9 protein-coding genes are annotated in these 14097 nt (G+C 55.6%); all 9 read right to left on the reverse strand.

Features of this window, described 5'->3' with window-relative positions:
* Positions 1-266: 266 nt before the first annotated feature.
* Positions 267-1436, reverse strand: a complete 1170-nt coding sequence (locus AC0YNT_RS01475; RefSeq protein ID WP_475803020.1) for a glycoside hydrolase family 172 protein — start codon at positions 1434-1436, stop codon at positions 267-269.
* Positions 1423-2565, reverse strand: a complete 1143-nt coding sequence (locus tag AC0YNT_RS01480; protein WP_475803021.1) for a glycoside hydrolase family 172 protein — start codon at positions 2563-2565, stop codon at positions 1423-1425. Before AC0YNT_RS01480 ends, AC0YNT_RS01475 begins: the two co-directional genes overlap by 14 nt.
* 55 nt (positions 2566-2620) lie before the next feature.
* A complete protein-coding gene (locus AC0YNT_RS01485; protein WP_475803022.1) occupies positions 2621-4720 on the reverse strand; it encodes a glycoside hydrolase family protein in 2100 nt (699 codons plus the stop codon).
* Positions 4721-4750: 30 nt separating this feature from the next.
* Positions 4751-6643, reverse strand: a complete 1893-nt coding sequence (locus AC0YNT_RS01490) for a heparinase II/III domain-containing protein (protein WP_475803023.1) — start codon at positions 6641-6643, stop codon at positions 4751-4753.
* Between the two features lie 66 nt (positions 6644-6709).
* Complete coding sequence (locus AC0YNT_RS01495) at positions 6710-7597, reverse strand: carbohydrate ABC transporter permease (protein WP_475803024.1); 888 nt, start codon at positions 7595-7597, stop codon at positions 6710-6712.
* A 21-nt stretch (positions 7598-7618) separates the two neighbouring features.
* Positions 7619-8518 (reverse strand): ABC transporter permease, encoded by a 900-nt coding sequence (locus AC0YNT_RS01500; RefSeq protein WP_475803025.1) that lies wholly within the window; start codon positions 8516-8518, stop codon positions 7619-7621.
* Between the two features lie 72 nt (positions 8519-8590).
* On the reverse strand, positions 8591-10348 hold the full coding sequence (locus tag AC0YNT_RS01505) for a type 2 periplasmic-binding domain-containing protein (RefSeq protein WP_475803026.1): 1758 nt from the start codon (positions 10346-10348) through the stop codon (positions 8591-8593).
* Between the two features lie 106 nt (positions 10349-10454).
* Complete coding sequence (locus AC0YNT_RS01510) at positions 10455-12125, reverse strand: response regulator (protein ID WP_475803027.1); 1671 nt, start codon at positions 12123-12125, stop codon at positions 10455-10457.
* 6 nt (positions 12126-12131) lie between these two features.
* A complete protein-coding gene (locus AC0YNT_RS01515; RefSeq protein WP_475803028.1) occupies positions 12132-13925 on the reverse strand; it encodes a sensor histidine kinase in 1794 nt (597 codons plus the stop codon).
* Between the last annotated feature and the right edge of the window lie 172 nt (positions 13926-14097).

Raw genomic sequence — 14097 nt, forward strand, 5'->3', positions numbered from 1 at the left:
GCAGCGAACTTGAAAACACCCTTCCTTCCTGTGAAAATGATGACTGGCCCGGTGCGTATAAAGTAACACATTCTATTGGTGGTATATATGGCATTTCATTGCCTTTCGTTTACTTTTTATAGCTTTACGGAAATATAGCCGGAAATCACACTGACAAGCACGAACGATCAAAAAAAAAATGCGGCGACCGCTCTTCGGTTGAATACCGAAACTCGATCGCCGCATAATGAAATAACTATTTTCACTTGTCCGTTGTTCGTCCGTTGTCACCGCGCATCCAATCCGGCGATTCTCGACTTCACGTCCGCGAGCTCGGGCAGATTGGAAGCCGGGCTGTCCAGGTAGAAATACGCGCAGCTCGACCAATCGTCCTCCCGCTCGAAATTGCCGTAATCCGGAATGCTCTCCGGCGCGTCTGCAGCAAAGTCGATGATCCGCTCGCCTTCGCGAGCCGCCATCGCTCGTACGCCAGACTCCTTGAACTTGTCGCGCGTCTGCGGATCCCAATAGCCGATCTGCTGCATCGTTACCTTAATATCGCGCTGGAAGTAGACCGGGTCGGGCACGTGATAGCGGTAAAAGCAGAATGCCATGCTCATCCTGTCAGCTACATGGCAGCCTTGATACAGGTTGTTGAACGTCCCCTGCTCCCAGCCGGTGCCGATGTAATCTTCCGTTCCTGTGCTGCAAAGGCTCGGGTAGTCATCGTCTCCATCCAGGTAGATTTTGCATTCGCCTTCGCCCCACCAGGATAGGCCATACCGGGATGTATCGGGCTTAACGCCGATGTTCGTGCCGAGGAAGCGGCCGCGGCCCTGCAGCTTCGGCAGAATCTCATAATCCCGCCGCTGCTTCGTCGGATATTCCCTCCGAAAGTGCGCGTGGAAGTACATAACGTCCGCCGCATGGCGGTCTCCCACCGTATAATCGACATCGTAGAAAAACATCCTCAGCGTCTCGTCGCCATCATTGGTCACCGCGATTTTCATCCCGGTACGGAACGGCATCGGAACGGCACAGTTAAAACTCCTGCCTTCCGGACTGCTGAACAAAGCCGATTGGAACGGTGTGACGAGACCAAGACCGGTGCCGAAAAAATCGCCGAGAGGGGCGCTAACCGCAGACTTCACTGAACCGTCCCAATACATGTCGAGTCGGAGCGAACGCAGCATGCGCGGGCTTCTGTCGTTTAGCGTGATCCAGATGCGCCGGACGATACCGCTGACCCCTTGCTCCTCGGCCAGTACGACTGTCTCTCCGGGAGCGATCGGCAGGAACGGCGAGCCTTTGCGACCGCTTCCGGCGCGGGCTGCGGAACCTTTGGCACCCGTCCGGTTCTCAGGGCACGCCCAGCGCGTCTCCACCCCTTCTGGCATCGCGTAAAGCGCATTCTCTCCAAGCGCACCGATTTCCGTTCCCATCCTATTTTGTATCATCCGACGTCTTCTCCTTTCGTTCATTGCCCCACAGACGCGTGCCGGCCCCTAGCGCTTGCCGCCATTCGTGACGCCAGAGATGGACGTCCGGAATCGTAATTTCCGGCATATTCTGGCGCTTATCCTTTGCCGGGAACGCCGGGAAAGGTTTATGCGGCTCCACCTGGTACCAGTACGAAACTGTGCTCAAATCGAGCGTCAGGTTGTTGTCGTGTCCGTGCTCGATGCTCGCGCGCAGCGACTTTTCGAAGTAGACCGGTTCCTCCAGCATGAACCGGTAACAGTGCGTCCTGCCCATCCAGCCCAGCTTATCTGGCACGCGGGCATAGCCGAAATACGGATGCAAATAAACTTCGTTCGGGCACCAGGAGCTGTTGAAGAAATCTTCCGTCCCCGTACCGTGCAGCGAGCCCGGCCAGTCTTCGCCGTCGACGAGCCACATGTCATCGCCTTCGCCGTACCACATCGGGCCTGGATTTTCCACGAAATAGTTGACCCCGACGAAATGGCCTTTGCCTTCGATATCGGCGAACAAATAATTGCTCGCGTCGCTCGGATTTTTGCCTTCCGGCGCGACGATGCTCCATTCCGTCTCCCCGGCTTCCGGATGCACCTCAGTCAGCTCGCGGTTCCACCAAGTGTGGAAACGGCCCATCGAAGCCGGCATCTCGCGGTGCTCCTCATAGTCAATGTAGTAATAGAACGACCGGATCGGTTCGTCGGATTCGTTCTGCAGGGTAATCCGCGCGCCGCTGCCAAAAGGCATCGGGAAATAGCAGTTCAGCGCTTTTCCCTTGGCAGGTGCGGCCGCCAGCGGCAGAGAGATGAAATTGTACTCTTCGCCCCAGCCTTGGCCGAAGAAGTCGCCGAGAGGCGCCTCCACGCTCGGCTCCGTTTCTCCGTCCCAATACATGCGCAATACGGCATTGCGGCGGATCATCTTATCAAGCGTGTTGACCGTAATCCAAATATGCTTGATGATGCCCGCGCCGGGAATGTCCGCCAGCACGGCCGTCTCGCCCGCCGGAATCGTTACGTAATCCTGGTTGCCCCCTGTGCGGTCGTAGCTCGATACCCGTTTGGTGCGAATGCCGTCCTTGATCTTGTAGATATCGTTAAGTAGGCTCATCCTATATCGCTCTCCCTTTACCTCGTTATTGTGTCCGTCAGCAAGGTGCCCGGCGCTAGCCGCGCTCGACTCCGACTCGGTCCAGGAACGCCTCTCCGTAATGGGCGACAAGCCTCATAAAGCTTTCCGCCGCGGCGCCGTTCCCCCAATCATAAATCGTGAATTCGCCCATGTAATCGTCGGAGGCGCTCGTCCGGCCTCCGTGACCGTAATTTTCCATCATGAATCCGTAGTCCGCTTCTCCGAAAAAAGGCCATGCGTGCTCCCAGCGTGCCTTCGCTGCCGGATTCTCCGGACAGTACATCAGCGCGAACGAGACGCGGAGTGCCGCGATTCCCCGCTCGACATACTCCTCGGCTCCCAGCTCCAGACCGTAGCGGATGATCGTCTCGGAGAACAGGCTTTGGCGAGCGTCATTCCACTCTCCGTCTGCATTCATGACGCCGAAGCCGCCGACCGCCGGAACGAAAATATAGGGCGGCTGCCACGAAGCCTGCGTCATCAGCAGCTCGTCAAGGCAGCGACGGCCGAGTTGCAAATACGCGGGATCGCCGCTCGTTCCGTAGCTGCCCAGCAGCGCCTCCGCCGTCCAGAACATCGAGAAGTTGCACTGCTTATACATGTTGTTGCGCGCAACCTTCCGGCCGATCAATTCGTCACGTCCGAACGGGCAGCAGGAATAATAGGTTTCGAAATCCTCCCAGCGCCCAACGGGCACCACGTGCACAGCGACCGCGTCCATCGCCTGCAGCGCAGCAGCGCGATACGATTCATTGGCTGTCATTCGGTATAAATTCAGTAGGAATGTAACGGACATCGACGTCTCCGGGCTGTCATCGAGCACACCGTAAGGCTCGTGCGTCTTCTCGTCGATCCAGCCAGGGAAGAAGCCGCGCTCGTCCTGCAGTCGCAGCAGCGCGTCGCCGTACCGGACAGCGTATTCGAGCAATCGCCGGTCAGGCTCCAGCTCTTCATGCCAGCGAAGCATCTGCAGGGCGGTCCAGCTCATATCGAGCACGTGCAGAGGCGCGTCCTTAACGACGCCGGTAAACGGATTGCGATTCGAATTGCCCCAGTAATGAGTGTGCCAGCCTTTGGATCGATTGATCTTCCTGCCGTTCTCTTCCACAAACTCCATCTCCGCGGCGAGGACCGATGGGAAGAAGCCGCCGTTCTGCGGAGCAGCAAGCGCCAGCTCCTTCGTTTGCCGCGCGCGCTCGACGTAGTCCTTGTTGCCAGTACGCTGGCCGAAGCGGAATAGCCCTTGCGCCGAGCGCAGCGAGCTGAACCATGCCTGGTTCCAGACGGAGCGGAGCTCCCGTTCGCTCGCCTCCCCCGGATAGTTCGGACTTTGCGTTACGTTAACGATGAAGGCCGGCGCTCCTACTTTGCGATCGCCGAGGTCGATGCTTTGCCAAATGGCGTCTTGCCAGCCGCGGAATGCCCACTCATACGCGTATTTGGCGTACGGCTCGAGAGAGCCTCGCAGCGGTTCGCCGGAGCGATACAATTTGCCGCCCCAGCCTTCCCATAGGAACGCCAGCGCTTGTCGCCACGGGTTCGCGAGATCATCGGCTTCGGTCGACACATTCACATAGAAGCCGAATTCGAGCTCGCCCGCCGGGAATACGGCGCCCGGCCGCCGAACGTACAGCACGTGCTCCCGCACGGCGGTGGCGGACAGACCAAGCGTCAGCTCATTGCGGGGAGCATCCAGATCCATGTACCAGCGCGGCGACTCGGCGGCGCCGGACGCCAAAGTCTCCGGCATCACCAGCATCGCGTCCAGGTCAGGGACGATCGTCAGCAGCCGTTCGCGGTCGCCCGCGATCAACGCCGGTGATCGGAACGAATGCTGATCAACTACGTGATCACCCGTCGGCGTCAGATGCGGCGACCAATGAAACGTCGGCGCGAACGCCGGGCGGATCGTCACGCGCCAATCGTCCTGCCGGATATCCTCGGTCAGACGGAAGCTCAGGCGGATCTTCGCCCGCCCCGGCTCTATATAGACGATGGACGTCCGGGGAAGCTCTCCCCCGAGCTCACCATATTCAATCGAACCAATAAAAGGGGCGTATTCCGGGGCGAGCATAAGACTAACTGACGCGTGCGATGCACCATCGCCTTGCGATCGGTCGGATAAGTTCGACATCAAGTTTTCCTCCTGTTAAGCGCGATCGGATCAGCCCCGATCAAGCGTAACGGCGATCATTCTCTCGCCGCCAGCGATCGGCTGCCGTTCCTCCAATACGATGCGGTACATACGGTCGCCCCAGTTTCTTCGCAGGCGGCTTTCCATGTTATCGATCTTCTCGAATCGCGCGCGAAGAAACTCGGCGTCGTAGCGGACGACCGCCTGCTTGCCTGGCGCATAAGTCAGCCGGATCTCGCCGCTGTCTTCGCCGTGAGCCGCAGGTTCGCATGGCGTGATTAACGAATGGAAAATCTCCGCCGGAGCGCCGTCCTTCATGACGAATACGTCTCTGACCGTCACTGCCGCGACGCCGTCCCGATCCAGCCGAACCGTGCGCTCCCAGGTTGCGATGCCGGCCTCTTCCGGATACGCTTCGGCGATGTCCATTCGCAGCTCGGAGCAGCTGCCTTGCAGCGAATATTCCGCATTTCGCGCCTTGTACCGCTCGCCGCTCTGCTGCAGCACCCCTCGCACCGTCGGCAGGTTATGGTACTGCGATTGCAAGTACCACAGTTCGTAGCGCAGCGCGCTGAACGTCTGCGCCTTATATTCCTCCGTGCCAAGATCGATGAGCAGCGGATAACCGTCGGCGAAGACGAGGAAGCTGCCGACGTCGTTATGATTGTGGGCTTCCCCGTTATTGCCGCCTTTGGCCGCGACGTACAAGCCTTGCTCGGTGCCTTCCCGCTGCCTTGCGGTCATCACTTCGGTAACGTTGAACCAGGCATCGCGAAGATAGGGAGCATTGGCTCTCTGCGCGAGCCGCTCTTTCTCGACGAACAAATCCCGCGTATAGCCATACAAGTTAAACCAAATTCGCGTGCTTGGATCGCCGCTTGGCGGCAGGCTGGCGCCAAGACGAACGAGCGAATCATCTCCCGCGCTGAGGCCGTAGCGATACACGCCCCCGCCTCCCGGACTCGCTTTTACATCGCAATCAGCGAAGGCGACATAATATTCTCCATGAATGTGAACTTTGGGCATATAAGCGCCAATATCCTTAACGATCTGCTCCCCGAAAATGTCGAAACGTCCTTGTGACGCCAGCCACAGCATCTCCAGACATTCATACAAACCTCCCGCCGCCGCGCTCCAATAAGACGGTCCTTCGTCGCAGCAGCCGTCGGCCGGATAAGAGGCGATGAATGCGTCGAGGCTTTTGAGCACCTTGGCAATTCCCGCTCTTCTGACGTCCGGGTCCTCCTCGATAAGCAGAAACCCCGCAAGCACCGGGCCATTACACCATGGATTCCAGTTGTTGACCCGCTCGCCCGGGGTGAAGCCTTGCCACCAGTAATCGTCGTGCTCGAGGTAAGGCTTCAGCATCCGATCCTTCGTCTCCGAAACGATGCGCTCGTTGATTCGCGAGCTGATTGCGTCAAATTTGCTTCCTAGCAAATAGCGGGTCCATAGCAGCAGCCGAGCCGTTTCCACAGAGGACAGCTCGACTCCGTATTCTGTACGACTAGGAAGGCTCTCTTGCTTATCGAATTCCTTCCAGTGGCTCCGATGGCCCGGGAACACCCAGGTCGTCTCCTCGCAGATGGCGAAGATCCCGTTCATGATTTGATCAAGGTACTTGCCTTCACCTTCCATGCATTCGGCGATCACGAGAATGCCAAGCACACTTCTCCGTTCGAAATAGGCGAGACTGAGGCGCGACAGGTCGCCGCTTGTCCAATAGGCACGATAGTCCGACACTTTAAGAACCGGCCAACCGTAATTTGCATAGCCGTCCGCAAGTCGAAGCCAATTCTCTCTCTTCTCGCGCGAGATTGACCCCCAGGCTTCACGGTCTTCCTCTTTCGGAAACGGCGCGTAGGGGGCCTGGCCGAAGCCAAGCTCCTCAAGCCGTGCTGAGCCGTAACGTTCATATAACACCCTTCTTTCGCCTCCCCATCTCTGTTAGAAAACCGTCCTGTTCTGATGAACAGGACGGCTTATCGGCTATTCCTTGACGCTTCCGAGCGTCATGCCGCTCATGAAGTACCGCTGCAGGAACGGATATACGCACAGCACCGGCACCATGCCGAGGAAAATTTGAGCCGCGCGCACCGATCGATCATTTAACTGCGACAACAATAGCAGCATGGAAGGATCGGATATGGTAGACATATCCATACGGACGATAATCGTCTGCAAGTAGCTGGCAAGCGGATAGTGGATCGGATCGTCCATATAGATCAGTCCATTGAACCATTCGTTCCAGTGCGAAACGATCGCAAACAGCGTTACCGTAGCAATCGAAGGCATTGAGAGCGGAATGATGATCCGCCAGAGCGTCTGCCAATGTCCGGCGCCGTCGATGAACGCCGACTCCGACAACTCCTTCGGCAACCCTCTGAAGAAGTTGAGCATCAGAATGACGTTAAAGATAGGCAGCGCACCCGGCAGCACAAGCGCCCAGATACTGTCGAGCAGGTGCAAATTACGCACGATCATATAGGACGGAATCAATCCGCCTGAGAACAGCATCGTGAAGACGAAGAACCAGGCATATCCCGTTCGGAACTTCAGACTCGCTGCTTCCTTGGACAGCGGATAGGCCGTAAGCACCGTTAGCAGCATGTTAATGCTGACGCCTAACAACACGCGCTGTACGGAGACGCCCGTCGAGACAAGGAACTCATGCTTCTCCGCAACGAACTTGTAAGCCTTCCAAGAGAAGTCGACCGGCCATAGCGTAACTTTGCCCGCTTCAATTGCGGCGGCCGAGCTTAAGGAGACAGAGAAAAGGTTCAATAAAGGCAGAATGCTGATAAGAGACAAAACGGCAAGGAAGGTATAGTTGAAAACAACGAACAGCTTGCGACTCCATGAGTAGGGTTGAACCATGACAATCCTCCTTGCAGCTGGTCAGAAAATGCGATAATTTGCGAAACGATAAGCCAGGAAATAGGACAACGCAATGAGGACGAGCGAGATCACTGACTTAAATAGTCCGACGGCGGTCGCCACTCCATATTGAGCGCTGGCCAGGCCGATCCGGTAGACGTAAGTATCGAGAATGTCGCCGGTCGAATAGACAGATGGGTTATAGAGATTGAAGACTTGGTCGAAGCCGGCATTCAGCACGTTCCCGAGCGCGAGCGTCGTAAGCAATATCGTAATCGGAATGATCGCGGGAATCGTCACGTGAAGCGTTTGTTTCCAGCGGTTCGCGCCGTCCAGGACGGCTGCTTCGTACAAAGACGGATTTACGGCAGTGATTGCAGCCAAATAGACAACCGTTCCGAAACCAAATTCCTTCAACACGTCGGTCAAAGCCAGCACGTAAGGAAACCACTTATCATCGCCAAGGAAGAACACTTTATCGAATCCGAGCCACCCGATGAATTGATTGACGATCCCGGAAGTTGGAGAGAGCACGTCAATCAAGATGCCGGCCATAATGACCCAGGACATAAAGTGCGGCATATAGATAATCGTTTGGACGCTGCGCTTATAGTACTTCTTCCTGATCTCATTCAGTAGAAGCGCGGTGACAAGCGGCGCGAAGAGTCCACCGATAATTTTCATGAAAGCAATAAATACCGTATTCCGTAGCACTCCTCTTGTCTCGGACAAGTTATAGATATATCGGAAATGATCCAATCCGACCCACTCGGAGTGAAAAATCCCTTTAACTGGGATAAAGTTCTCAAAGGCGATGACGATGCCGACCATCGGGCCGTAGCTGAATAACAGCACGATAATAATACCCGGCACCAGCATAAGGTGCAGCGGCAATTCCAATCTCCAGTTTCTGCGGCTCAATAGATTTCCCTCCTGCCTGGTTACAAAGAGGGGATAGCGGCTAGCGGCTAGCCCCTATCCCCTTGTTGCGTATTATTGAACCATGCCACTGGCGTTGACTTCGTCGAGAATACTTTGACCGCCGGAAGCAAGCCAATTCGCTGCCCACTCATCGAAGTAATCAAGCGGCTTGGAACCCATGATAATTGAAGTCAACATCTTGACTTCTTCGTCGCGAAGCGAAGGACCTTTCGCGATCATCGTCGGAGTCGGGTTGCCCACATACGCCGATGTGAACACTTGCTTGTTGTCTACGTATTGGCCGAGGAGGCTGAATACGCCGCCTTCCGCCCACAATTTGTTCGCGGCCCACATTGTTACGTCGCCCGCCTCGAATTTAGCTACTTGATCGTAGTAATTCTTCTGTTCGTCATTCAGCGCCGATGTATCGCCGGATTTCTTCGCTGCTTGAACCGCGGCAGCCGCCCTCGGATTGTTGCCCGGCAAGCCCCCGTTGATCGGCGCAAGTCCGAATTCGCCGTAGTCTTTGCCATCCACGGTAACCGTATGGTAATTCTTATCGAAATGTCCGTAAATTTTCTCAATATACGTATTGAGCAACAAGAACGGAGCTTCCGGATGTTTAGACTTCTTGCTAACGACAAAGTAGTGCGAAGGCAATCCGCCCATGCTTTGCGAGAGCGCCGGCTGATCGTCGGACGACACGAGCGGATAGATGCCCCAATCCGCGCCTGGAACGTCCTTGTACATATTGTTGATCGGCCATGTCGGCACCCAGAATGCGCCAAACGTTATTCCGACTTTTCCAGACGTAACGAGTTCTGCTGACTTATTGCCGTCGATGACGCTGAATTCCGGATAGATTGCGCCTTGCTTGAACAAGTCGGCCAGCTTGCCGAGAGCGGTCTTCACTTCCGGTTGAACGTCGGCCCACTGCACCTTGCCGTCCGCGCCTTTGATGAAGTTCAGACTCGTGCCCGTACCCTTGGTCGGATTAAACGGATATGCGTGGTAACCGTTGAAGAAGCCGTCAAGACCGGACCAGCCGTTGAACAAGTTGTTGTCGAGGCTTAATCCGTACGTATCGTTCTTGCCGTTCTTGTCCGGGTCGTTCTTCGTGAATGCCATGGCGATATTGATGACATCGTCCATCGTCTTCGGCGGCTGAAGCCCCAGATTGTTAAGCCAGTCTTTGCGAATATAGATGAGCTGGGTATCGGCGGCTTCTCCGCCGTCTGCCGGAATCCCCATGATTTTGCCGTCCACCGTCGCCGCTTTGAGACGCAGGCTATTGCTTCCTTCGAACGAACTCTTCGTCAGACCGGAAGCGTACTTCGCGTACACATCGGTCAGATCCGCGATCGTGCCGGCTTGTACGAGGATCTGGAACTGCTGAGCGTCGACATTCATGAAGTCAGGCATATCGCCTGAAGCCATCGTTACTGCGATCTTGTTCTGATATTGCTCAGCATTTACTTTCCAGGTATTCTTCACCTTAATGCCGAGATCGCTTTCGAACGTTTTGGTCCAAATGTTCTCGTCGTACGTTTCACCAGGCGCAAGTTCAGCTGCCTGATTGAGGGAGCGTACCGTCGTTACTTCGATCGGAGGATCGTACTTGCCCTCCGGGCCGCTCGGAACGGAATTTCCAGGCGTTGCCGCCGGGCTTTCTCCCGTGCTCGTCGATGCGCTTGGCGAGTTGCCGGCGTTGGAGACTGCGTTGCTGTTATCGCTGTTAGTGCAAGCTGTTACAGTTGTCATAAGAAGCAGCAATGAGAGCATTGCCGAGCCCTTCACTTTCGCTTTCACTTTCGCTTTCTTCAACACCATCTGTATGCCCCCCTGTTTCCTGGGTTAAATGTGGTACGCTTTCAGTATGAGGCAGATCCGACACAGCGAATATAATAAACCGTTTACATTCCTTATCCTTTCATATCTACTTGAGCGAATCGCGGTATTCCTGAGGCGTCAACGATGTCGTTTTTTTGAAAAACCGGGTGAAATAGGATGCAGAATCGTACCCAATCCGCATGCCGATCTCATGAATTTTAAGGTTGCTCTCGCCAAGCATCCGCTTCGCTATTTCGATTCTCCTCCTCGTGATATAGTCGCTGATGGTATGGCCCGTCTTCTGCTTATACAATCTGGAGAGGTAAAAAGGCGTCAAATAGACGTGCTCAGCCAGGCGGTTCAGCGACAGATCCCCTTCGATTTGCTCCTCCACATATTGATGAAGCTGCTCGACGACTTCACTCGTCTCCTGCTCATTGCCGCCTTCCATGCGTTCGAACAGCAATTCCGCCAGCTCGCGGAAAAAGCCGGAAGCCTCCCTCCACGAACGATGCTCGCGGATAGAGAACAGCTTGCCCGGGATGGCGTGGCCTCGGACGTCACCGAGCGCTTCGAACCGATTCAGATGCGGGATGAAGATCGCGGACAGCTCATAGAACACCTCGAGCGGCAAGCCCGCCGCAAGCGTCGCCGGCTCCCCGACGGCTTCCGTAATCTCGTCGAACAGCTGCTCGAATTTCGCCCGTTCCTTCTGCACCAAGTATTGGTCGAGCATCCGGATGCGCTTGACCTTGCTTCGCGCCTTCTCGTCCCCGCTTTCCTTCGCCCGGTCGTCCGACAGCAGCATCTGGCTGCCGAGTCCAAGTCCGCGGCCGAACAGCTGCGACAGCCGTTCGTATTTGGACGAGAGCATGTCCCACTCGAACGGCTCGCTCGAGACGACGAACGAACACGCGAGCTTCAAATAGCGGCTGCAAGCGTCTTGCACCGATTCGAGCATCCCAAGCAAGTAAGCGTGCAGGCCGGCTTCGGGATCGACTTCCGCGGACGTGCGCAGCGCCGAATTGCCGACGATCGCCTGGCGGTACCCCGACTCCGCCTTTGGCTGCAGCAGCCAGATCAGCCGCTCGTGATTGCCTCTGAAGGACGTCAGGTGGAATTCCAGCGCTACGAATTCTTCGAAGATGTTGTTGATCGAATAAGCGAACAACACCTTATCGCCTACCGTCCTATCCTCCCGCCAGCGGTCGATCCGGGCGACGGCCATGACGACCGGCAAGTCCGGATCGAGCGGCACTTCAAACTGCGCGAACCGCTCTCTCCGCGCGGCGGACGACGAAGCTTCCCCTTCCAGCAGCCCGGTCAAATACTCCTTGCGCAGCGCCGGCAGCGCCAGCTTTAGGGAGGAGCGAGCGCTTTCAATCAGGCCTTCGTAGGTCACTTCCTCGGCAATGACGCGAATCGCCTTCTTGACAGAGGCGACGATCGAATCGTCTCCTTCCGTCTTCAGCACGTAATCGATCGCTCCTCCGCGAATAGACGACTGGATATAGCCAAACTCGTTATAGCCGGTCAGGAAAATCGACTTGCAGCGCGGCCAAAGGCGCAGCACCTCCTTCTGCAGCTCGATGCCGTTCATCTCCGGCATTTCGATATCCGTCAGCAGAATGTCGATGCGCAGCTTCCGCGCGACCGCCAGCGCTTCCAGTCCGTCAAACGCTTGATAGACCTCCAATGGATAGTCGGACTGCGAGAATAGCTCGCTTAAGCCTTCGACGATAATCGGTTCATCATCTACGATCAACAACCGGTACATGGCTTTTTAATCTCCTTTCGCGTCTAAAGTATCTGAAGGTTCCACAGGTTTGCCCGAGAACTGAGGCATCGGCAGCCTCAATGTCGCTTTCATGCCGCCCATTTCGCTGCGGGCGACGGACACGCCATACTCGGCGCCGAACCGGATCTGCAGCCGGCGGTGAACGTTCAGCATGCCGGTATATTCCATACCCGCGCGCTGTTTCTCTAAATTCGCTTCGAGCTGCTGAAGGTCGGCGTTCGTCAGCTGCTCGCCGTTATCCTCGACCGAAATGAGCAATTGTCCATCCCGCTCAGTCATCTTCACGGCGATTCTGCCATCCCTGCGCTTAGTCTCGAGCCCGTACTGGTACGCGTTCTCGATGAACGGCTGCAGGATGAGCCTCGGTACCCGCATATCCCCGCAACCTTCGGGCAGTTCGCTGAAATCAACGGTAATGCGGCTCTTGGCGAAGCGGATGCTCTGAATTTCTACATACGAACGGGAGTGCTTAATCTCCGCTTCGAGCGGCACATCATCGGAGCCGTTGCGGGTTATGTATTGGAAATACTCCCCAAGATGCTGACTGAACCGAATTACGCTGTCATTATCGTGCATCTTCGCCAAGCGGTATAGGATAAAGTAGGTATTATACAGAAAGTGCGGATTGATCTGCGACTGCAGCTGCTTCAGCTCCGACGTCTGGGCGCGCAGCTTCTGTTCGTAAACTTCCTGGATGAGCACCTTCAAATTGTTCGTCATCATATTGAATCGTTGGAACAGGTATTGGAACTCATCGCGAGACTTGGGGAGCGGAATCGGCTCCATCATTCCCGCCTCTACCTTCCGGAATCCGGTAATCATTCGATGCAGCGGCTTCCGGATGAGCTGATAGAGCCAGTAAGAGTAGGCGACGATAAAAACGAGCGAGACAAACGACAGCAGCCACAGCAGTATCCGGTATTTGTAGATCGGACCGAGCATTTCGACCGATGGCACGTAGGCGATCAAGTAGTAACCAAACGTAGGCGAACGCTTATAGGCGACGAAATATCCCGCTGAAATTTGCTTATAGCCTTCATCTGCGCTGTCCTCTGGACGGTTTTTCAAGTAGTTCAAAAGCTCTTTCGTAATTCCTTCGTCTGTTTGGTTGCCGAGGCTCCAGCCGTTCTCCGGATTGACCAGCATCGCTCCCGCGTTCTGGTAGTCGGAGAAGTTCTGCAGCGACTGCTTCATCGCCTCCTGGTTGATCTCGATCGAAAGCGCGAACGTTTCCTCCATGTTCGGCAGATCGGAACCGGGATAGGCTACCGCCATGAACAGCCGGTCTTTCCAGTAATAATTGCCTACGCCCCGGAGTTTAGCTACGGAGGCAACAGCCTCATAATCGGGATTGATCGTGTCGCTGATCGTTTCGTTGCTCGATATCGTGCGCTTCAGTGTCAGAATGTGAGCACTTACGTTTTTGATGTAGAGGCTCGAGTACTTGATCTGCTGGAGCTTGTCCTGGATGCGCTGCACCGTCTCCGTCCATGCTCCGATCGACATCGTATTGCTGATAAATGCGGCGTGTTGGATGTCTTTGTCTATAGCATATTGCTGCAGCAGCCCACTCATCTGCTCATTTCCTGCCTCAAGCGAGCTCAGGTAGAAATCGACCCGCGACTGGAGCGATTTCGACAGCTCCTCGCGGACGCTCTTCTCGCCTAGCTGATTCATCCAAAGACCGATTCCGTAGATCGGAGCGACCACAAGCAGAAAGGCTATGATCAGCTTCGGAAATATCGTCATTCTCCACTGTTGTTTTCGAAAAATCTTCATTTCGAGCCGCCCCTTGCGTATAAAATTCGGCATCTTATCTGTGGAACAAGCATAAAAGCTTCCTCTGCGAGAAACTTCGATCAATTAAGCTTTGTCCGAATCGCGGATCTCGCCGTTCGGCAGCACGATCAGCGTAGGTACGCCGGCCCGTATGGCTCCATCCGTTACTTTT

The organism is Paenibacillus sp. J22R56, from assembly GCF_056269375.1.

What these genes read in the sequence shown, in the direction of transcription:
- AC0YNT_RS01485 (WP_475803022.1), bottom strand. Translation starts at nt 4,720, where the DNA reads ATGTCGAACTTATCCGACCGATCGCAAGGCGATGGTGCATCGCACGCG.
- AC0YNT_RS01480 (WP_475803021.1), bottom strand. Translation starts at nt 2,565, where the DNA reads ATGAGCCTACTTAACGATATCTACAAGATCAAGGACGGCATTCGCACC.
- AC0YNT_RS01495 (WP_475803024.1), bottom strand. Translation starts at nt 7,597, where the DNA reads ATGGTTCAACCCTACTCATGGAGTCGCAAGCTGTTCGTTGTTTTCAAC.
- AC0YNT_RS01505 (WP_475803026.1), bottom strand. Translation starts at nt 10,348, where the DNA reads ATGGTGTTGAAGAAAGCGAAAGTGAAAGCGAAAGTGAAGGGCTCGGCA.
- AC0YNT_RS01510 (WP_475803027.1), bottom strand. Translation starts at nt 12,125, where the DNA reads ATGTACCGGTTGTTGATCGTAGATGATGAACCGATTATCGTCGAAGGC.
- AC0YNT_RS01475 (WP_475803020.1), bottom strand. Translation starts at nt 1,436, where the DNA reads ATGATACAAAATAGGATGGGAACGGAAATCGGTGCGCTTGGAGAGAAT.
- AC0YNT_RS01515 (WP_475803028.1), bottom strand. Translation starts at nt 13,925, where the DNA reads ATGAAGATTTTTCGAAAACAACAGTGGAGAATGACGATATTTCCGAAG.